This is a genomic window from Flavobacterium sp. 1 (genome assembly GCF_002797935.1).
GTDB lineage: Bacteria > Bacteroidota > Bacteroidia > Flavobacteriales > Flavobacteriaceae > Flavobacterium.
On record NZ_PGER01000001.1, the window covers coordinates 5,094,105 to 5,115,732 of the forward strand.

The 21,628-nt window shown below is 30.3% G+C and carries 24 protein-coding genes; 23 read left to right on the forward strand and 1 reads right to left on the reverse strand.

Annotated elements, in window-relative coordinates:
* Positions 1-13: 13 nt before the first annotated feature.
* From CLU83_RS20790 to CLU83_RS22915, 17 genes are all read left to right on the forward strand, one after another.
* Positions 14-1,102: an acyltransferase gene (locus CLU83_RS20790; protein ID WP_100433361.1), complete on the forward strand. Its 1,089-nt coding sequence runs from the start codon at positions 14-16 to the stop codon at positions 1,100-1,102.
* Between the two features lie 6 nt (positions 1,103-1,108).
* Positions 1,109-2,086 (forward strand): oligosaccharide flippase family protein, encoded by a 978-nt coding sequence (locus tag CLU83_RS20795; RefSeq protein ID WP_157802154.1) that lies wholly within the window; start codon positions 1,109-1,111, stop codon positions 2,084-2,086.
* Between the two features lie 23 nt (positions 2,087-2,109).
* Positions 2,110-2,523: a polysaccharide biosynthesis C-terminal domain-containing protein gene (locus CLU83_RS20800; protein WP_255411032.1), complete on the forward strand. Its 414-nt coding sequence runs from the start codon at positions 2,110-2,112 to the stop codon at positions 2,521-2,523.
* Positions 2,524-3,143: 620 nt separating this feature from the next.
* Complete coding sequence (locus tag CLU83_RS20810; protein ID WP_100433365.1) at positions 3,144-3,797, forward strand: O-antigen ligase family protein; 654 nt, start codon at positions 3,144-3,146, stop codon at positions 3,795-3,797.
* 75 nt (positions 3,798-3,872) lie between these two features.
* Positions 3,873-4,646 (forward strand): glycosyltransferase family 2 protein, encoded by a 774-nt coding sequence (locus CLU83_RS20815; RefSeq protein ID WP_100433366.1) that lies wholly within the window; start codon positions 3,873-3,875, stop codon positions 4,644-4,646.
* 2 nt (positions 4,647-4,648) lie between these two features.
* Positions 4,649-5,734, forward strand: a complete 1,086-nt coding sequence (locus CLU83_RS20820) for a glycosyltransferase (RefSeq protein ID WP_100433367.1) — start codon at positions 4,649-4,651, stop codon at positions 5,732-5,734.
* A 144-nt stretch (positions 5,735-5,878) separates the two neighbouring features.
* Complete coding sequence (locus CLU83_RS20825) at positions 5,879-6,394, forward strand: hypothetical protein (protein WP_100433368.1); 516 nt, start codon at positions 5,879-5,881, stop codon at positions 6,392-6,394.
* A gap of 32 nt (positions 6,395-6,426) precedes the next feature.
* Positions 6,427-6,915, forward strand: a complete 489-nt coding sequence (locus CLU83_RS20830; RefSeq protein ID WP_232727240.1) for a glycosyltransferase — start codon at positions 6,427-6,429, stop codon at positions 6,913-6,915.
* Positions 6,915-7,661: a glycosyltransferase family 2 protein gene (locus CLU83_RS20835; protein WP_100433370.1), complete on the forward strand. Its 747-nt coding sequence runs from the start codon at positions 6,915-6,917 to the stop codon at positions 7,659-7,661. The genes CLU83_RS20830 and CLU83_RS20835 overlap by 1 nt, the downstream gene beginning before the upstream one ends.
* Positions 7,662-7,669: 8 nt before the next feature.
* A complete protein-coding gene (locus CLU83_RS20840) occupies positions 7,670-8,569 on the forward strand; it encodes an NAD(P)-dependent oxidoreductase (RefSeq protein WP_198512322.1) in 900 nt (299 codons plus the stop codon).
* A 159-nt stretch (positions 8,570-8,728) separates the two neighbouring features.
* Positions 8,729-9,280, forward strand: a complete 552-nt coding sequence (gene rfbC, locus CLU83_RS20845) for a dTDP-4-dehydrorhamnose 3,5-epimerase (protein ID WP_100433371.1) — start codon at positions 8,729-8,731, stop codon at positions 9,278-9,280.
* The gene (rfbD, locus tag CLU83_RS20850) at positions 9,273-10,136 is read left to right on the forward strand and encodes a dTDP-4-dehydrorhamnose reductase (protein ID WP_100433372.1); all 864 of its coding nucleotides are present in this window, start codon (positions 9,273-9,275) and stop codon (positions 10,134-10,136) included. Before rfbC ends, rfbD begins: the two co-directional genes overlap by 8 nt.
* A 37-nt stretch (positions 10,137-10,173) precedes the next feature.
* Complete coding sequence (rfbA, locus tag CLU83_RS20855) at positions 10,174-11,043, forward strand: glucose-1-phosphate thymidylyltransferase RfbA (RefSeq protein WP_100433373.1); 870 nt, start codon at positions 10,174-10,176, stop codon at positions 11,041-11,043.
* A gap of 80 nt (positions 11,044-11,123) precedes the next feature.
* A complete protein-coding gene (locus CLU83_RS20860; protein ID WP_100433374.1) occupies positions 11,124-12,077 on the forward strand; it encodes a UDP-GlcNAc--UDP-phosphate GlcNAc-1-phosphate transferase in 954 nt (317 codons plus the stop codon).
* A 49-nt stretch (positions 12,078-12,126) separates the two neighbouring features.
* Entirely contained in the window at positions 12,127-12,720 is a 594-nt protein-coding gene (locus CLU83_RS20865; protein WP_100433375.1) for a sugar transferase, read from the forward strand.
* Between the two features lie 148 nt (positions 12,721-12,868).
* Entirely contained in the window at positions 12,869-14,281 is a 1,413-nt protein-coding gene (locus tag CLU83_RS22710) for an SDR family NAD(P)-dependent oxidoreductase (RefSeq protein ID WP_369828787.1), read from the forward strand.
* On the forward strand, positions 14,278-14,817 hold the full coding sequence (locus CLU83_RS22915) for a polysaccharide biosynthesis protein (protein WP_369828813.1): 540 nt from the start codon (positions 14,278-14,280) through the stop codon (positions 14,815-14,817). The genes CLU83_RS22710 and CLU83_RS22915 overlap by 4 nt, the downstream gene beginning before the upstream one ends.
* Positions 14,818-15,138: 321 nt before the next feature.
* Here CLU83_RS22915 and CLU83_RS20875 read toward each other — a convergent pair whose 3' ends face one another.
* A complete protein-coding gene (locus CLU83_RS20875) occupies positions 15,139-15,912 on the reverse strand; it encodes a hypothetical protein (protein WP_100433376.1) in 774 nt (257 codons plus the stop codon).
* Positions 15,913-16,261: 349 nt separating this feature from the next.
* Here CLU83_RS20875 and CLU83_RS20880 point away from each other — a divergent pair, with 349 nt between their 5' ends.
* From CLU83_RS20880 to CLU83_RS20905, 6 genes are all read left to right on the forward strand, one after another.
* Positions 16,262-16,672, forward strand: a complete 411-nt coding sequence (locus CLU83_RS20880) for a helix-turn-helix transcriptional regulator (protein ID WP_100433377.1) — start codon at positions 16,262-16,264, stop codon at positions 16,670-16,672.
* Positions 16,673-17,427: 755 nt separating this feature from the next.
* Positions 17,428-18,297: an ABC transporter permease gene (locus CLU83_RS20885; protein ID WP_100433378.1), complete on the forward strand. Its 870-nt coding sequence runs from the start codon at positions 17,428-17,430 to the stop codon at positions 18,295-18,297.
* Positions 18,298-18,382: 85 nt separating this feature from the next.
* Positions 18,383-19,660 carry an ABC transporter ATP-binding protein gene (locus CLU83_RS20890; RefSeq protein ID WP_100433379.1) on the forward strand — a complete coding sequence of 426 codons (1,278 nt, stop codon included), beginning with the start codon at positions 18,383-18,385 and terminating at the stop codon, positions 19,658-19,660.
* Positions 19,660-20,358, forward strand: coding sequence for a WbqC family protein (locus CLU83_RS20895; protein ID WP_100433380.1), 699 nt, complete (start codon positions 19,660-19,662; stop codon positions 20,356-20,358). Before CLU83_RS20890 ends, CLU83_RS20895 begins: the two co-directional genes overlap by 1 nt.
* Positions 20,351-20,965 carry a class I SAM-dependent methyltransferase gene (locus tag CLU83_RS20900; protein WP_100433381.1) on the forward strand — a complete coding sequence of 205 codons (615 nt, stop codon included), beginning with the start codon at positions 20,351-20,353 and terminating at the stop codon, positions 20,963-20,965. The genes CLU83_RS20895 and CLU83_RS20900 overlap by 8 nt, the downstream gene beginning before the upstream one ends.
* Entirely contained in the window at positions 20,962-21,627 is a 666-nt protein-coding gene (locus CLU83_RS20905) for an acetyltransferase (protein WP_100433382.1), read from the forward strand. The genes CLU83_RS20900 and CLU83_RS20905 overlap by 4 nt, the downstream gene beginning before the upstream one ends.
* Position 21,628: the final 1 nt, after the last annotated feature.

The window sequence follows — 21,628 nt, forward strand, 5'->3', positions numbered from 1 at the left end:
TATAAATTATATTATGGCTGAGGTAAATAATAGATTTGGTTATGTTGATACATTGAGGGGGATCGCTATTTTTTTAGTTCTTTCTGTTCACACATCTCAGTTTTACCAATTAGGAAGTGAGTTATATACCTTTGCTAGGTATGGTCAATTAGGTGTACAATTATTTTTTGTTGCATCTGCTTACACTTTGTGTATTTCTATGTCAAATGTTGATTTGAATACTGAGAATTTAAAAAAATTCTATATTAGAAGGTATTTTAGAATTGCGCCCATGTATTATATCGGTATTGGTATGTATTTTGGTATCAACTGTGTTTTATATTTGTTAAAAAAAGCAAATTTTTTGGAATTGTATGATTTTAAAGGAATTTCAAGTAATTTATTGTTAATTCATGCATTTTTGCCTAAGTATAATAACTCAATAGTACCGGGAGGATGGTCAATTGCAACTGAGGTCTTGTTTTATTTTCTTTTCCCTTTTTTATATTCATTTGTTAAAAATTTTTCGTTTAGAAAAATTATTTACCTTATTGTACTATATACATTAATTCATGTTTTCGTTTTAATTTTTGCGGGAAAGTTTTTGCAATTTGAAAAAATTGAAAATAATTCTTTTTACTATTACAGCATAATAAATCAATTTCCTGTTTTTTTATGTGGTATAGCAATGTTTAAAGTGATAAAGTATAGTAATGTTAAAAAAAAGTTTTTCGGTAGTGTTTTTTTTATAAGTTTTATTTTACTTATATTCATTTGGCAATTTAATGAACTATTTTCATTTGTATTAATTCCTGTATTTTCTGGGATAGCTTTTATGTCTTTAGGATGTTTACTATCTATTATTGATTATAGATTTAAGCTAATTGAACTCATTGGCAAATTAAGTTATTCAATATACATTTTTCATTTTGTATTTTCATGGTACATAATTGTATTAATTGATAAAAAAATCTTCTTTTTAGGAATTAACATTTATTTACTTTATTCAATTTATCTACTTATTACTTTAGTTTTTTCAGTTTTAATTGGATTATTTACGGAAAAATATATAGAGCGCTATTTTGTTGGAGTGGGCAAAAAAATAATAAGTAATTCAATATAAAATAACTTGGAAGAAAAATTACACATTAAAATCAAACGTAGTTTTGTACAAATGTTTACAGGAGAAACTGTATCTTTTTTTGCGCTCTTTTTGGCAGGATATTTTTATGCTTTTATTTTGGGACCTAATGATTATGGTGTTTGGCAGACTGCTAAAGTTTTTATATCCTATTCGATAGTATTTACATTTAGTTTGCCTTTTGTTATGCGAAGAGATTTTGTCATGCTAAGAGCTGAAGGGAGACACGAAGAAGCAAAAAAAATTGCAGATTTGGTTTTTACTTATGAACTTTTTTTGACTCCTTTAATTTCTTTAGGATTAATACTTTATTCTATTTTTTTTATTGATAATTATTTGCTTAAATTATCAATGATAACAGTTGGTATGATATATGTGAGTCAATTTATAGGTGGCTACGGGAATTTACTTGCTAAAGGATTAAACAATTATAATTTACTCAAGAAGGCAAGTATTTTAAACGGTATTCTTACAATTCTAACGATTCCTATTGTTTATTTTTGTGGAATTAAATCTTTATTCGTTTCTACAGTTGTAATTGCTATAATAAATTCAGTTTTTTACTACATAAATAGGCCTTTCAATTTTAACTTATTTTGGGATAATAAACTTTTTAAAGCGCTACTTATTATTTCCTTTCCTTTATATCTACAAGATATTTCTTCTACAATATTTGATAGTGTTGATAGATTGATAATTGCCAAATATCTTAATTTTTCTGAAGTAGGGTATTATAGTTTATCGAGTTTGGTTATTATTCCTTTGCGCTTATTGATTTCAAGTTTTAGTGTTGTATTATTTACGCAATTAAACGAAAAATACGGTTTTTCAAATGCGAATCATGTAGTTGAAAAACATGTAATAATACCGCATAAAATACTGTCGGTTCTTTTTCCTCCTTTGTTAGGAGTTGCAGTAATTTTACTGCCTCCAATAGTTTCTTTTTTTTACCTAAATATACTTTAGGAATTGTTTCAGCCCAGATAGCCTTGTTTGGAATGTTTATTTATCTTTTAAATACTTTTTCTGCAAATGCATTATTTGTTGTTAATAAACAAAAAATTACTGCTTTTATCTATTTTTTTGTTGGAGTTTTAAAAACGATTCTCTGCTTTTTAAGTATGTTGTATGGATATGGTATTATAGGAGTTGCAATTTCAACTGTTATTGCTTTTCTCGTGTTAGATTTTCTTATGTTGAAAGTTGTTTTTAATCAGTTGCAAAAGAGTTCTAGAGAATTTTATATTTATTTTATTCAAGAAATATTTCCTATAATTTATATAGCTTCAATATGTTTTCTTTTTTTTACTTTATCTTCTAAATTAGTGACTTTTTTTAGTGATTTTATTATTACAGGTATTGGTGTTGTAATTGTATTAATTTTTAGCGTGCCTTTTTTGTAATTGCAAGGAAAAGGATCAAGGAATTATCCTCCCATATATAATATGTTTTTACTAATTACTTTTATTGGGATTTATTTATTTATTAGGGGAAACAAATATCAGAGTCTTGTTATATTTTTGTTTTTATTAACAGATGGTTTTCAATTTGTGCCAGAGTCTATTTTTTTATTTGGCTTTAATATTTACGGAAAGGATTATGCTCTAATTTATTCATTAGCAATTTTTATTTTGTTATTGTTTACAGGTAAAATATCATTTCCCTATAAATCGATAGTGTTTTTTTTATTGTTTTATTTTTAATTTTTCTGTTTTTTGCCTCTATTATTGATTTAGGATATTACAATCCATCCTTAACGGGATATCTTCTTATTTTTAGAGTTAATTTGTTTGTTTTAACTTATTTTTGGCTGAATAAGATCGATATTGCAATTTACAACAGGTTATTTGTACTACTATTAAAAATTACGATATTTCAATCAATCTTATGTGTTTTGCAGATACCTACTGGTTTGAGGCTTTTAACTGGTGGTGGGATCACCGATTTTGATGTTTTAGGGTTTACATGGACTAGGTATAGTAATTTACCTTACTTTTTATTTCCTTGTTTGTTTATACTATTAATGTACAAAGAATTAGTTGTGCCTTATAAAAAATATATCATATTATTATTTTTTATGGTGATATTCTTTACATTAACAAGAACGCTGATTTTAGGTGTCGTTTTTACGATTGGAGTTTCTGTTATGTTAGGTTTTTTTAAAAATCAAAAAAAGATGGTTTTATCATTTTTGATTATGTGTCTTTTATTTTTACCTGTTATTGGTGCAAGGATTTTGTCTTCATCAGATGATATTAATACGGTTGTTGCAGATGATGCAATAGATAATGGTACTGAAATGACATTTGCGTACAGAATTTTTCATATGGGAGAGCGATATTTATATATAAATAAAGATTTGAAACATCAGATTTTTGGTATTGGATTTATACATGAGCGTGATTTTCCTAGAGATGTATTTATTTTTGGACATAAAGACGAGAATAAAAATAATGCAATTATTCAATTGGATCAGGGAGATATTTCATGGTCGAATTTATTTTTACGCTATGGAATTTTTGGAACAGTATTGTACTTTGGTCTTTATCTGTCTTTTGTTATCTTTTTTTTTAGAAGTAAAGGAGAACCTATTGCTGCAGCAGGCTTTATGTTTATGATTATTTCAATTGTACTGTCTTTTGGGAGTGGTAATTTTTCGCAGTTTGATTTTTTTTGATTCCGATGTTTATTTTTTTCTATTTGCAAACAATCAAAAAAAGTTCTAATATATTAATTTTAAATACTTCGTATAATGAGTGATAGGGAAAAAGTAAAAGTAACAATTATTACGCCATCATATAATCAGGGACAGTTTATAGAAGCTACAATTCTTTCGGTGATAAATCAGACTTATAAAAATATTGAATATATAGTTTTAGATGCTTGTTCAACGGATCAAACTACTGAAATTTTAGATAAATATAAAGATAAAATTTCTAAAATAATTTGTGAAAAGGATCGAGGACAATCTGACGCTATTAATAAAGGGTTTAGATTATCAAATGGCGAATTGGTTGCTTGGATTAATTCTGATGATGTATTGTATCCTGACTGTGTTGAGAGAATCGTAAATTCTTATGAATTAGATTCTAAATATTCCATCTATTATAACAGTCAGTGTAATATAATTGATAAAAAAAATAATATAATAGGTTTAATCGATAGAAAAATAATCGACAGAAGTTTTCTGTTGAAGGAGAAATATGAAGTACTCCAACCGGGGTCTTTTTATTCTACCGAAAAAGTTAGAGAAGTCAATTATTTAGATGAAAATTGTCATTATTGTATGGATTTAGATCTTTGGTTGAAATTACTAAATTTAGGAGGCATAATTGATGTTGAGGGGAATCCTATTGCTGCTTATCGAGAATGGGAATTGACAAAAACAAGTACTGGAGCTGAAAAGTTTTATAAAAATATTTTTCAAATATTAAGGAAGCATGGCGCAAGTCTTTTTGATAAATCTGTTATTAATGTATCCATTTTAATTCTTAAAAATATAATAAAGAGTAAAATTAAAATTTAATAATGAAGTCATCTGTTCTTTTTTTTTGCCCATCATTTAGTTCAGGAGGTGTAGAGAAGGTGTTAGTTAATCTTGCTAATCACTTTAATACAAATGATTATTCAACTTCATTTTTAGTGTGTCAACATATTGGTATACTGGATTTTAATTTAAATAAAGGAGTTAATATTTTTTCATTGAATAATAGACTCTTTAAATCTTTTTTTCCAGCAATTTCTTTTTTTAGAAAAAACAATCCTGATGTTATTATTTGTGGACCCCAGTTTATAAATATTCTGTCTGTTTTAGTTGTTAAACTTATTTTAAGAAAAAAAGTAAAACTAATTCTAACGCATCATAGTTTTTACGATCTTGATATAAAAAGAATGCCTTTTTTGCATTTATTTTATAAATCATTTTTAAGGTTTTTTTATAGACATGGAGATATAATAGTTGCAGTTTCTAATGCTGTTAAAGAACATTTAGTTAATGATGTTGGACTTTCAAATAATAAAATTAAAGTTATATATAATCCTGTCATAGAATCAAATTTTGATGATTTGGCAAATGAGCCTTTTTTACATAAAAGTTTTATTGATGATAGAAATTATAAAATTTTAGTGTGTGTTGGTCGATTATCAAAAATTAAGAATCAAGAAGCTTTAATTAAGCTTATGCCACGTTTACTAAAAGAAATTAGTTGTAAATTGATATTAATTGGAGACGGAGAGGAACGAGATTTTCTAAAAAAATTAGTTTTTGACTTAGATTTAAGTTTAAAAGTAGAATTTATGGGATCAATAAGTAATCCACTGAAATATATTAAACATTCTGATCTTTTAGTATTGCCATCTCTTTCTGAAACTTTTTCGTTAGTTGCAGTTGAGTCAATTGCTGCGGGTACACCTGTTATTTCAACTCCTACTCTTGGAGTTAATGAAATTCTGAGAAACTGTGAGGGCTGTTTTTTTGAATCTATTGATAATGATAATGATTTTGTTTTTAAAATTAAACAAATTCTTAATTCTGAAAATATTTTTGTTGATGAAGGATTTGTTGAAAAATTTAGTACAGATAAAATTGGAGAGATTTATGAAAGCCTACTATGATATAATTGTTTCCACCATTTAGCTAATTGGGTTTTTAATAAGCGGGATATGTAAATGTTTTTTTTATACATATCTAGGGTCACTTTTTTGGATGGGGAAAGTGCTTAAATTAATAAATGTTTTAAAATTTTGTACAAGATAAGAATGAATATAATTCTTGACAATATCGTTTTTTCGCTACAAAAAGCTGGTGGTATTTCTACTTATTGGTTTGAGTTGTCTTCAAGAATTTTGCGTGATTATGGTAACGCCTTTTTTGTTGATAGAGAAAATGAAAATATAGTTTCTAAAAATCTTATAATAAGTAAGGAACGAATTCTAAAGTCAGGGATTTCTAATTTATTATTAGATCGGTTTATGAATATTCGATTAAATGGGGTAAGTGATAATTTTATTTTTCATTCGAGCTATAATCGTATTACAACAAATAGAAATGCAAAACAAGTACTAACAATTCATGATTTTGTCCATGAAAGGTTTTATACTGGAATGAGGAAATTATTACATAGTTATCAAAAAGGGAAAGCTATTAAAAATGCTGATGCAATTATTGTGATTTCTGAAAACACAAAAAAAGATTTGATGTTTTTTTTCCAAAGATTAATCCTTATAAAATTAATGTCATTTACAATGGCGTTTCTGACGATTTCTTTTCAATAAAAGAAAAAACCATCTCTAATAATTTCTTATTTATAGGGTCTCGTGAAAAGTATAAAAATTTTGATTTTGCAGTTAAAGCAATCGCGCAAACAAATAAATTTAAATTAAATATAGTAGGTTCAGTTTTAAGGGTAGAGGAAGTAGCAATGTTGAATCAATTAATTCCAGGGCGTTGGGAACTATTTAATAATATTGAAAATTTAACGTTAAATGAACTTTATAATAATGCTTACGCATTAATTTATCCTTCTTCTTGCGAGGGTTTTGGTATTCCTTTATTAGAAGCGATGAAGGCAGGTTGTCCGTTTATTGCATTTAATAGTTCTTCAATTCCGGAGGTTGCAGGAGATGCTGGCGTTTTGATTGATAGATTAGAAGTTTTACTTTTCAATGAATCTATATCCATAATTGAAAAAAATAGAGAGGAAATAGTAAAAAAAGGTTTCAATCAAGCTAATAAGTTTTCATGGGAAAAATGCTATCAAGAAACATTACAAGTTTATAAAGATTTATATAAATAATGAAAATATCAATAATTACTGTTGTTTATAACAACGAGAAAACGATTAAGGATGCGATGCAATCGGTTCTTTCACAAACTTATAAAAATATAGAATATGTTATCATAGACGGTAACTCAAAAGATAACACTGTCAATTTGATAAAGGATTACAATGAAAAACTGGGGTATTTCATTTCTGAAAAAGATAATGGTTTGTATGATGCCATGAATAAAGGGATCAAAGCTTGTACAGGAGATGTAATAGGGATATTAAATTCAGATGATTTGTATCAGGATTCAAATGTTATTTCAGATGTGATAAAACAATTTAATGATGATTCTGAGTTAGATATATTGTACGGGGATTTGGTATATGTGAAAAGTGATGATACCAATAAAGTAGTTCGAAATTGGAAATCAAAAAGTTATTACAATAATTTTTTTGAGAATGCTAATGTTCCACCGCATCCTGCGTTATTTGTTAGAAGTATAGTGTATAAAGAGGTAGGATTATTTGATTTGCAATATAAGCTAGCCGCAGATTATGAATTAATGCTACGAATGTTTAAAAAACACCATTTTAAATCTAAATATATTAATAGATTGATAATTAAAATGAGGTTGGGCGGAGCAACTAATCAAAGCTTTACTAATATAATTAACCAAAACAAAGAGATACTTAAAGCATGGAAAAATAATGACTTACAAGCTCCTTTATACTTAATGCCAGTACGAATTTTTAAGCGTTTGCTTCAATTTATTTAATATTTTATATGAAAATATTATTAACTGGTGCAACAGGTTTTTTAGGGAAAACCATAGTGAAAGAATTGTCTAAAGAGAATTTTATTTTTAGTTTATCTAGGTCTTCAGGTGTTTATCGGGTGGTTTTAGAAAATGAAGTGCCAATATTTGAAGAAAAATTTGATTTAGTTGTTCATGCAGCTGGTAAAGCACACAGTGTTCCAAAAACAGAGTATGAGAAAAGGCAGTTTTATGATGTGAATGTTGCAGGCACGGTAAACTTATTGAAAGGATTAGAAAAAGCTGGAATTCCGGAGCAATTTGTTTTTATCAGTTCAGTTTCGGTTTATGGTCAAGAAAGCGGTATTAACATTGACGAAGAGTATGCATTACAATCTAAAGATGCTTATGGATTAAGTAAAGTTGAAGCTGAACTTTTGGTGGTAGACTGGTGCAAAAAGAACAATACGGTTTGTACTATTTTGCGTTTACCACTGCTAGTAGGAGAAAACCCTCCAGGAAACTTAGGCGCAATGATAAAAGCAATCGATAAAGGGTATTATTTTAATATCGGAGGGGGAAAAGCTAGAAAAAGTATGGTGTTAGCACAAGATGTTGCTGTATTTATCCCTAAAGTTGCCGCTTTTGGAGGGATTTATAATCTGACAGATGGTTTTCATCCTGATTTTAGGGAGTTGAGCAGTGTCATTTCAAAACAGAAAAATAAAAAAAAGATTTTTAACTTGCCATTGGTTGTGGCCAAAGGAATAGGATTAGTCGGAGATTTATTGGGTAATAATGCCCCTTTAGATTCTATGAAAATTAAAAAAATTACTTCTGATTTGACTTTTGATGACACTAAGGCTAGACAGATTGTTGGCTGGAAACCACAAGGGGTTTTGGGGTGGTTTGAAAGAAATGAAATTTAAATTTTCTTAAATTCTGAGCGTTTGCAAAAGCTAACTGAAAATTATGTGGTTAGTAATTAAAAGATAATATCCGCAATTGGAAAGCCTTTACCAATACAATCTAAAGAAGGATTATTGCAAACCTTTCAATCTTTTAAAAAATTATAATAGAATTACAATATGATTATTGAAAAAACATTTATAGCAGACTTAGTAATTATAAATCCGACTGTTTTTGAGGACAGTAGAGGATATTTTTTCGAAGCGTATAATAAAGCTAGGTTTCTTGAAAACGGAATTGCTTATGAATTTATCCAAGACAATCAATCGTTTTCCAAAAGAGGAGTAATCCGCGGACTGCATTTGCAGATTAATCCTTTTGCGCAAGCAAAATTAGTGAGAGTGTTGGAGGGGGAAATACTGGATGTGGCTGTAGATTTGCGTAAAAATTCACCAACTTACGGACAGCATGTAGGTGTTGTATTAAGTGCGGCCAATAAAAAACAATTAATGGTACCTCATGGTTTTGCCCATGGATTTTCAGTTTTGAGTGAAACGGCTTCTGTAATGTACAAAGTTGATCAGTTGTATAACAAAGAAAGTGAAAGGGGAATTCGTTATGATGATCCTACTTTGGCAATTGATTGGCAATTGGGTACTGACGAGATTATTGTTTCGGATAAGGATATCATTTTACCGAGTTTTAATGAAATAGATTGGAGTTTTGAATAATAAAATATTAATTACAGGTGCCAATGGGCAATTGGGTTCGGAATTGAAAGTTTTATCTAAATATTTCAGCCAATTCGAATGGGTTTTTACCGATAGAGATGAGTTGGATTTGTGTGATTTAGAAAATTTAGAAGTTAAAATTACTCAAATAAATCCTGCAATTATTATTAATTGTGCGGCGCATACAGCGGTAGACAAGGCAGAATCAGAGTTTGAATTATCTGATGTGCTTAATCATAAATCAGTGAGTATTATGTCCAAATGGAGTCATGTTAATAATAGTAAATTTATTCATGTTTCTACTGATTACGTTTTTGACGGTACTGCTTCAGTTCCGTTGAAAGAAGATGCAAATACAGGACCGATAAATGTGTATGGTCAAACAAAATTAGCAGGAGAAATTGCTTGTATGCGTGAAAATCCTAATGCTATTATTCTTCGGACTTCATGGGTGTATTCTAGTTTTGGTGCCAATTTTGTAAAAACGATGTCCCGTTTGATGCAGGAAAGAGACAGTTTGAATGTAGTTAATGATCAAATAGGAAGTCCAACCTATGCAGCCGATTTAGCGAAAGCGATTCTTACTATTTTAATTCATCCAAAATGGCAATCAGGAATCTATCATTTTTCGAATGAGGGAGAAATAAGCTGGCATGAATTTGCCTTGGCTATTCAAGAGATTGGGAAATTTGATTGTCTGGTTTCAGGTATTCCTAGCAGTGCATATCCAACTCCAGCAAAGCGCCCACAATATTCATTATTAGATAAAACTAAAATTAAAAACACATTTGGAGTTGTTGTTCCTGATTATAAAGAGAGTCTAGCTCGATGTATGGAATTATTGAAAGAAGTTTAGTTTTATATTAACTCACTCCTCTTAAAAATATAAAAATATGAAAGGAATAATACTTGCCGGAGGATCTGGTACCCGTTTGCACCCACTAACGCTTGCCATGAGTAAGCAGATGATGCCTGTTTATGATAAACCAATGATTTACTACCCATTATCAACTTTGATGATGGCTGGGATTCATGAAATATTGATTATTTCGACGCCACATGATTTGCCCAATTTCAAAAAACTTTTAGGCGACGGATCGGCTATTGGCTGTCAATTCAGTTATGCAGAGCAAGCGATTCCAAATGGTTTGGCGCAAGCTTTTGTCATTGGCGAAGAATTTATTGGTTCGGATAGTGTTGCACTAGTGTTAGGCGATAATATTTTTTTTGGAGCTAATATGCATGAATTATTACAGTCTAATACAAAACCAGAGGGTGGAGTAGTTTTTGCTTACCATGTTTCGGATCCAGAAAGATACGGGGTAGTGGAGTTTGATGAAAACTTAAAAGCACTTTCTATCGAAGAAAAACCTTTGGAACCTAAATCAAATTACGCAGTGCCTGGATTGTATTTTTATGATAATTCGGTGGTAGAAATAGCCAAAAATATTAAGCCAAGCGCTAGAGGCGAGTATGAAATTACGGATGTAAATAAAGTGTATTTGGAAAAAGGAGCTTTAAAAGTTGGAATTTTGAGCAGGGGTACAGCATGGCTGGACACCGGAACTTTTAATAGTTTAATGCAGGCTGGGCAATTTGTGCAGGTTTTAGAAGAACGTCAAGGATTAAAAGTGGGCTGTATTGAAGAAATTGCATGGAGACAAGGATTTATAACAGAACAACAATTAAGAGATTTGGCAACTCCTTTAAAAAAATCAGGTTATGGTGAATATTTGTTGGGGCTTTTGAAACACAAATTATAATTAATTGTCTGCTGAAATTTTTAGGATTTCTAAAAAATTAAAAGCGGATATCTTAAAGTTAACGACAGATAATAGTATACATGATTTACATTGCGTTATTTTTTCTATTTATTGGAATTGAATTGATTTATTTTAAAGTTGCTGATTATTTCAACATAATAGATAAGCCTAATAGCCGTTCCTCGCACACTTCAATTACTTTGAGAGGCGGAGGGATTATTTTTCCTTTGGCAATTCTGGCAGCCTGCTTACTAGGATATGTTTCTTTAGCAATAACATTAGCGGTAATTTTGGTTGCTATTGTTAGTTTTATTGATGATATAAAGCCTTTGTCTCAATTACCTCGATTTGTTGCTCATGCAGTGGCTATTAGTTTGGTTTTTTATGATTTGGCATTATTTACCCAAGTGATTTGGGTTTTACCTATAATTTTTGTTTTGTTGATAGGTTGGGTGAATGTTTTTAATTTTATGGATGGTATTAATGGAATTACTGTTTTGTATGCACTTGTTGCTATTCTAAGTTTTTCTTTTTTAGAAATTAATAAGGACAGTTTACCATTATTAATCACTATGGGATTGTCTTGTTTTGTATTTGGTTTTTTTAATGTTAGAAAAAAAGCCAAAACATTTGCTGGTGATGTTGGAAGTATTAGTATGGCTTTGTTTTTGGGTTATTTTATGCTGAAAACAATTTTAGACTCTGGTCAGATTGGATATGTTTTGTTCATGTCTGTATATGGCATTGATGCAGTGATTACTATTTTTACCCGTATCAAAAAGAAAGAAAATATTTTTCAGCCCCACAGATCACATTTGTATCAATATTTGGCTAATGAATTAGGTTATTCTCATATTGTTGTATCCTTATTGTATTCAGGAATCCAATTGATAATCAATATTTTGTTAATTTATTTGGAACAAATAGGAGAATTATCGCTTCCAATTATTGTTTCTTTTTTACTATTTCAAATCTTATTTTATGTCTGGATTAGAAATAGAGTTATTCAAAAAATCACTTTTGGAATAATTTAATGATTTCCATAACTATAAAAGGACATCCTTTTTTTAAAATTATTTTCCATTGCAGCCGACAATAAAGCGTTTTTTTGATATTTTATTTGCAGCGTTGGCTCTTATTTTCTTTTTTTGGTTACTGGTTCCGGCTTGGTTTATAGCAATTATTGATACTCGAACTAATGGGATATTTACTCAAGTTCGTATTGGTCAATATGGAAAACGATTTAAAATCTATAAACTAAGAACTATGCAAGTAGATCAAAATTTGGAAGGATTGCAAGTATCTAGACTTGGTCAATTACTTCGGAATTTTAAATTGGATGAGTTACCCCAGCTTATTAATGTATTGAGAGGTGAAATGAGTATTGTAGGACCCAGACCTGATGTTGAGGGCTATTATGATTTGCTGGAAGGAGAAAACCGAAAAATTCTTGAATTAAAACCGGGATTAACTTGCCTAGCCTCTTTAAAATATTATGATGAATATGCATTGTTAAATGAGCAATCTAATCCTTTGGGCTATAATGATAATGTCGTTTTTCCAGATAAAGTAAAAATGAATTTGGAATATTATGAGCATCAAAGTTTTTTTAGTGATTTAAAAATTATTGTTGCGACCAGTAAATTTATCTTTAAAAGGATAAATTTTAGGCACTAAAATACACTGTTTGTTGATTTTCAAAGTCCTAGTTGTTATCCTTTATGTTAATTGCTTGCGAAGAGTTATTTAGTTTGTTTTACTAAGAAAAATAAGTTGTATTTTTGTAGCTATTAATGGATATTTTAAAAATTAAAACCATATAATTATGTCAAAAAATTCCATGGATACTGGATTTTTTTCTAGGGATAATTTAAAATTAAGTATACGTAATTTAAGTTATTTGCCAAGGTGGATCATTGTGATGATTGATATTTCAGTTTTGACAATAACTTTTTTCTTTACTTTGCTTATTTTTAGAGGGACTGGCTTAAAATACATCAATACAGTTCACGATGTGTTTTTTACGGTTTGTTTTTTTGCATGTAATATTTTCTTTTTTTGGCTGTTCAGAACTTATTCAGGGATAATCAGGCATTCATCTTATAACGATGCAGTGAAGCTGTTGTTTTCGCAAATGTCAGTTTTGGTAGTGTTTTTGTTTTTCAATTTTACCTATGAATTATTATATAATGAAAGAGTTTTTTTAACAACTGCTCTTTTTATCAATGTTTTGCTATCATTTTGCGGCTTGTTTTTATATCGTGTAGTTGTTAAACAGACTTTTGAATTGTATTTGTCTGATAAAAATGCAACTAAATTAATAAGAACAGTTATTTATGGAACGGATGCTAATGCAATCTCTGTTGCCAATGCTTTGAAATTTGAAACACCCAGCCGTTTTAAAATAGTAGGTTTTGTTGACAGAAACAATCAAAATGCTTCGAAAAGGATGTTGGATCTGCCAATATTAATCCAAAGAAAAAAATTACCTTCTTTAATGCGTTCTGTGGGAGCTGAGGCGGTTATTATGGCCGATAAAAGTATAGGTAAAGATGAGCAATTGATTATTGTGGATCAATGTTTGGAATTTAATTACAAAGTTTATACTGTGCCTTTGATTTCTGATTGGGAAAATCAGAAAGAAATTTCTCAAAAAGTAAAAAACATTCAAATTGAAGACTTATTAGAGAGAAAAGCAATAGTTTTAGATAAAAAATCTATTTCAAGACAATTAAAGGATAAGACAGTTTTGATTACCGGAGCTGCTGGTTCTATTGGAAGCGAAATTGTTAGGCAAGTATTACTGTTTAATCCTCATAGAGTAATTGTTTTAGATCAAGCCGAAACCCCCTTGCATCATTTGAGCCTTGAATTGGAACAAAAATTTTCGAAATCAAGAATTGAATATATTATTGCTGATGTTAGGAATAAAGATGCTATGGATAAGGTATTTAAAAGATATAAGCCTCAAGTAGTATACCATGCAGCTGCTTATAAACATGTACCTTTGATGGAAGAAAATCCGTCACAAGCAATTTTGACTAACATACTTGGAACTAAAAATTTAGCTGATTTGTCCTGTGCGTATCATGTTAAAAAATTTGTAATGGTTTCTACTGATAAAGCAGTAAATCCGAGCAATGTTATGGGAGCCAGTAAAAGGATTGCAGAAAAATATGTGCAGTCTTTGCAAATAAAGCACCAAAAGAGAACAAGGAAAATGCTACCAAATTCATAACTACTCGTTTTGGAAATGTTTTAGGTTCAAATGGATCGGTAGTTCCATTGTTTACAAAACAAATTGCTAATGGAGGTCCAGTTACAATTACTCATCCCGATATTATTCGTTATTTTATGACTATCCCTGAAGCTTGTCAGTTAGTTCTGGAAGCTGGAGCAATGGGTAATGGAGGTGAAATTTATATTTTCGATATGGGCAAACCTGTCCGTATTTTAGATTTGGCCAAAAAAATGATCAAGTTAGCCGGATTTATCCCCGATAGAGAAATTAAAATAGAGATAGTAGGATTACGGCCAGGAGAAAAATTGTACGAGGAGTTATTGAATGATACAGCAAAGACAGTACCTACTTATCATGAAAAAATAATGATTGCCCAAGAAATCCAAGATGAATTTGAAAACCTGCATGTAGATATTAACGAACTGATAGGGATAGCAAATTTCTTTGACAATGATGATATAGTGACAAAAATGAAAGTCATCGTTCCTGAGTTTAAGAGTATGAATTCAACTTTTGAGATTTTGGATAAATAAGATTTAAACAAAATACTAACAGAAAAGGTTTACAAGGTTGTTCTTGTGAACCTTTTTTAGTTATAATAGTTCTTATGGTTATATTAAAATTAATGATACACTTTTTTAAAATTATTTTTTGCTTTTGAAATCAATATATAATAACTCGTTGGGCGTATTTATAAAATTTTTATTAACCACATAGAAACATAGACTTTATTAAAAAAAAGAATGCTAAAAAGAAATATATTTCTTGCCACAAATTGCACTAATTTTCACAAATTAATTAGCTTTAATTGGTGTATGGTGTAAATTATAGATAATCAATTATGTCGTATACATTTAGTATTTTAAAGGTTCTTCGGGCATTTGACAGGCGATAATAGAAACTGTATTGCTTCTTCTGTGCAGGAGTGTGTATTTGGCGCGTTCTTTTTTTGAAAAGCCAATGAATAGAAATGTTAGCAGACAATGATTTTCTTTTGGAATACCGGAAGTGATCTGTATAGCTTGCTTCTCAGATTCTTTATCACAGATGATTTCTTCGCCATAGCAGGTGTCGAAATTGTCATTTGCAAAGTACCAGTTGGACAATGCTAATGACAGATGGACATGTGTTGCTTCCTCTGGCCAGTCTAAATGGATTTTGGGTATAAAGTCCGCTATTTTTAAGGTTCTTTGTTCCGGGAAATGTTCGAAGCCTGTATGCAGCACTTTTGATAAGGGCTTGTTTTTATTGCCTTCAAATCCAAGCAGAATTTCGTGCAGGAATGGCGATTTCATCCCTTCTTCCAATGTTCGTTTTCCTTTTGGATTTAAGCTGTCCTCTTTCAGGATTTCGAGTATTATTTTATTGGCTCTGCCTGCAAAGCTAACGTCTTTTGATTTTTTATAGAATTGCACTGCCAATAGACGGAATATTCTTGATTTGCGAGCGGCATATCCCATTTCTTTTCCATGTTCCCTGATCCGGTCGTAGATTGGATTTTCCATAAATTCTTTTGAAGTCATGAACTTTTCTCTTTTCATTCTGGCGATATTGCCATCGGGCGTGTTTACAAAATTGATATCGTCGAGAGTTCCTGAAAGTTTAAAAGGTGCGATTACTTTTGCCATATTTAATTATTTGAAATAAAAGTATGAAATTAATTACAATTTTTTATTTGTTGTCAAAAAATAAATCAACGATTCGGAAGATTTAATTCATTTTTAAGCATGGAAGACGGTCTGTCTAGTACGAAACAATTGATCCGTCCTGAAATAACTATACAGATTTTATTCTTTTTCATGGTGGTAAGCTTAAAATTTAACAGCGAAGTTCAATCTTTGAAAAGGATAAACTATTCTATATGTGACTATAATATCTGACAAAAGGATACTTTACGGGATATTTTTTTATCTTTGGAATTCAGACTTTTTAATCCAAATGGCTTTATCTTTGAGCCTTTAGAAAACGTTATTCATTATGGAACAAAAAATACATCAGGGAAGAAACGTAAAACGTTTCAGAGAGATGCTTGGCATCAAGCAAGAGGCATTGGCTTATGATTTGGGTGAAGACTGGAATCAGAAGAAAATTTCTATGTTAGAGCAGAAAGATGTTATTGAGGATAGTCTGCTAAAACAAATATCAAACTCATTAAGAATTCCTGTTGAAGCGTTTCAGAACTTTGATGAGGAACAGGCAGTAAATATCATTTCTAATAAGTTTGACAACGGTGCAATTGGCTATCAAAAGAATGATAATTGTACATTTAATCCAATTGATAAGATTGTCCAACTTTACGATGACAAGATAGCTTTATACGAGCGAATGCTGAAAGAGAAAGATGAAATGATGCAGCGACTTGAAAAACTAATTAATAATCATTTATAAATAATCTATTAATTCAAAAAAGAAAGAGCCCCAAAGGGCTCTTTCTTTTTTGGGTAATGTAGTCAAAAATAGTTGGCAGATTTTCATTTTAGATTGATTATGTTTCAAAATCAAAATGAAGAGGAAATCGGCTCTGCTGAGGAGCAATCCATCAGCTGTAGATTTGATGTATCTAATGGCTAAAAAAACCTATCCTAAGTTTGATTTCTATAATACAGCTGCCATTTGAGTAAGTTCTTGCAGTTTACCAAACTTAATCCTCTGTGAATATTTAGATTGCTCTTTAAATGCCCAAAAAATGATTCCAGAGAATTCGTGGTACCTGAGTATCTTGTCGTCTTTCAAGTACAGGAACATATTAGGCAGTGGCTTCTTTATTACATTTAGTCCTATTTACTTTTATTGTTTGTTTTTTCGTACACAAAAAAACTGTAATTGTCTTTTTTAATAATTAAACTCATAAGTTAATTTAAGTATATTTGCCGATAAAAAGTTCATTTGAATTCAACTGAGAATGTGAGTCTGAATCGCGAAGCTGTGCCGTTTATTTGAAGATTGTGTCTGGAAATTGTTTAAAAAAGGAATTCAAAAAAATCAGTTATTGTTTTTTGGTTTGGAGATCATAAAACGATTTATAGAATTTGTTCCATACAATAATTACACGCTACAGATAACATCACTCTTTTGAAAATTATACTTTTGCTTTATATATTAATGATAAATATTATGCATATTGTTTTTTGCTACAAATACTAATGAATAATAATACCACTCCAAATACCAATTGGCTGTTTGAAATAACTCCAAAGAATAAATTTTTTACTTTAAACCTTAAAGAGGTTTGGCAATACAGAGATTTGCTATTTCTTTTTGTAAAAAGGGATGTAATCACAGTTTACAAACAAACTATTTTAGGACCACTGTGGTATTTAATTCAGCCTTTGTTTACATCGGTTACTTTTACTATAATTTTTAATAATGTAGCTGGAATAGATACTGGAGTTGTACCTCCATTTCTGTTTAATTTGGCTGGAATTACTGTTTGGAATTATTTTACTGCTTGTCTAAATGGAACTTCTAACACATTCTCCAGCAATGCAGGTATTTTTGGAAAAGTTTATTTCCCTAGAATTATAACACCTTTGTCTATTGTAATTTCTAATTTGATAAAATTTGGGATTCAGTTTTTAATTTTTGTAGCTTTCTATATTTATTTTTATGTAAAAGGAGCCGATTTAAGTTTAAATATTTTGGTTCTATTTTTCCCAATTTTGATTGTAATGATGGGGATTTTGGGATTGGGATTAGGAATGTTAATCTCTTCTTTGGTAACCAAATACCGTGATTTTAGTAATTTAATTGGTTTTGGAGTACAATTGTTAATGTATTTGTCGGCAGTAATGTATCCAATGGAACTGATAAAGCAAAAACTGCCGGATTATGGCTGGCTTGTAGACTATAATCCGCTTGCTTATCTGATAGAAACTTCCCGCTACATGTTATTGGGTGTTGGAGAAATTTCAGTTTTTGGATTGGTTTATACTTTTTTTGTAACTGTAGGAGTCTTTTTTGTGGGACTATTGATTTTCAACAAGACAGAGAAAAGTTTTATAGATACAGTGTAAAGAGTAAAGAACAAAGAGTAAAGAACAAAGAGTAAAGAATAGGAATGAGTGAAGAACCGAGTACTCATACTGATAACTGATAACTGTGAAAGACATTATATTAAAAGCCGAAAATATCTCTAAGCAATACCGTTTGGGGCTAGTAGGTACAGGGACATTGAGTCATGATTTGAATCGATTGTGGCATAGCATTCGAGGGAAAGAAGATCCTTATCTAAAAATTGGAGAGGTGAATGATCGTTCTACGAAAGGTACTTCAGAGTATGTTTGGGCTCTTCAGGATATTAATTTTGAAGTGGAACGTGGTGAAGTGTTGGGCATTATTGGTAAGAATGGCGCAGGTAAATCGACTTTACTCAAGATTTTATCGCGAGTGACAGCACCAACAATAGGAAAAATAAAATTTGGCGGGCGTGTAGCTTCATTACTAGAAGTAGGAACGGGATTCCATGGCGAAATGACTGGGCGGGAAAACATTTTCCTGAACGGAGCTATTTTGGGCATGACTAAAAAAGAAATTGCCTCAAAACTCGATGAAATTATAGAATTCTCCGGCTGTGAACGTTACATAGATACACCTGTAAAACGCTACAGTAGCGGTATGTATGTACGATTGGCTTTTGCTGTAGCCGCCTTTTTAGAGCCAGAAATCTTGATTGTTGATGAGGTATTAGCTGTGGGAGATGCTGATTTTCAGAAAAAAGCCATTGGCAAGATGAAGGATATTTCTAAAGGGGGAGGAAGAACTGTGCTGTTTGTGAGTCATAATATGGCGGCGGTTGAAACGCTTTGTACACGAGTAATAAGTATGCAAAACGGTAGTATTATCGGAGATGGAAATCCTACTAAAATTATATCAGATTATTTACAAAGTACTTCTTTTTCTGAGAGAAAAATTATTTTTGATAGTATTGATAATGCTAAAGGAAATGAAAACATAAAAATTCTTTATGCCGCTGTTGAAAATGCTTCAGGCTTAGATAAAGATGAAGTAATTGATGTAACTTCGGCGATTGACTTTAGGATGAAAATTGTCAATCAAACCAATCAGGAGAGGATTTCTATTGGCTATGATTTGCGAACGATAAAAGGTGATGTGGTTTTTGGCAGTGGCGGAAAATTTGATTGTAGTATTGGAAAAGTTATAGAAATAAGCTGTCAAATTCCAGCTAATTTCTTAAACGATGATGTGTACCAAATTCACGCCTATTTTCATACGAATGCAATGAGCAATTTATACAGTGATGAAGAATTATTGACTTTTGAGGTTAAGGATGTCAAAAGAGAATCGGGTTATTTAGGAAAGGTGAACGGGATGATAAGACCTTCTTTGCCTTGGACTATTAATGCTAATGTCTCCTGATGAAAAAAATAGTAATAACCCAATCTAATTATATTCCTTGGAAAGGTTATTTTGATGCTATTGCATTAGCTGATGAGTTTGTGATTTATGATGATATGCAATTTACCCGCAGGGATTGGAGAAACAGAAATATTATTAAAACTCCTAATGGAAATAAATGGTTGACAATTCCTGTTGAAGTTAAAGGAAAATATTTTCAAAAGATTAATGAAACCAAAATTTCGGATAAAAATTGGAATAAAGATCATTGGAATACTCTTAAGCAGAATTATATTAAATCTAAAAATTTTATAGATTATAAGGATTTTTTCGAAGAATTATACTTAAATTCAACATCACTATATTTAACAGAAATTAATTTTCGTTTTATTAATGCTATTTGTGAAATACTTAAAATAAGAACAAATATTCGTTTCTCTTCTGAATTTGAACTAAAAGAAGAACGTTCTGAGCGGTTATTGGATATTTGTTTAACACTGAAAGGGACTGACTATTATTCAGGACCAGCTGCGAAAGCATATATGGATGAACAAATTTTTGATGAAGCAGGAGTAAAGATTAATTATTTCGATTATTCAGGATATACAGAATATCAACAATTATATCCACCATTTGATCATGGAGTTTCAATTTTGGATTTGATTTTTTGTGAAGGAGAAAATGCGGCTAATTTTTTAAAATCTTCTTATAATGAATAAAATAGAAGACCAGATAAAAGGGTATTATTCATCAAAAATTAAACAGTTTGGAGCTACTCCTCAAGGAGTTGATTGGAATTCCACTGCATCTCAGGAATTAAGGTTTGAGGTACTTTCAAATTTAATAAACGAAGAAGAACATTTTTCAATTCTTGATTTTGGTTGTGGTTTTGGTTCGATGTTAGCTTATTTTGAAACTAAATATCAGTCTTTTGAATATATTGGATTTGATGTGTCAGAAGATATGATTGCTACAGCATTAAATAAATTTTCTACGCAAGAAAATGTTAAATGGGCAACCAGTCTTCCAATAGAAAAAACAGACTATGTTATTGCAAGCGGTATATTTAATGTAAAACTTGAAAATACCAATGAAGATTGGCTGACTTATATTTTAGAAACATTAAAAAAAATTGATGAAAACTGCGTCAAAGGATTTTCTTTTAATGTTTTGACAAAATATTCGGATAAAGAGTATATGAAAGATTATTTATATTATGCAGATCCTTTGTTCATGTTTGATTACTGTAAAAAACATTTTTCAAAGAATGTAGCTTTATTACACGATTATAATCTTTATGAATTTTCAATAATTGTTAGAAAATGAAAACAAAAAAAGTAGTCATATTTGGAACAGGAGATATTGCTCAATTGGCAAAATATTATTTTGACATTGATTCTTCCTATGAAGTGGTTGGCTTTACAGTTGATAAAGACTATTGTTTAGCCCCAACTTTTGAGAATCTACCGTTAGTATCTTTTGAAGATGTTGAAAAACATTTTTCTCCTAATGAGGTTGAAATGTTTATTGCTTTAAGTTATGCAAAAATGAATAAGCTTAGAGAAATAAAGTATTTGAAAGCTAAGGAAATGAATTATACAATAGCTTCTTATATAAGTTCCCATTGCAGTTATTTGTCTCAATTCCCTCCTGGTGATAATGCTTTTATTTTGGAAGATAACACTATTCAGCCTTATGTAAAGATAGGCGATAATGTTACTTTATGGAGTGGCAATCATATAGGGCATCATTCTGTTATTGAAAGTCATAATTTTATTAGTTCACATGTAGTTATATCAGGACATTGTGTGGTTGAGCCAAACTGTTTTATAGGTGTTAATGCAACGATTGGGCATCAGGTAACCATCGCCAAAGAAACTCTTGTAGGTGCTGGAGCAATTATAACAAAGAATACAGAAGAAGCTTCTATATATGTACCTGCAAAATCGACAAAACTTGATAAAAAAAGCAATTTAATAAAACTTTAAT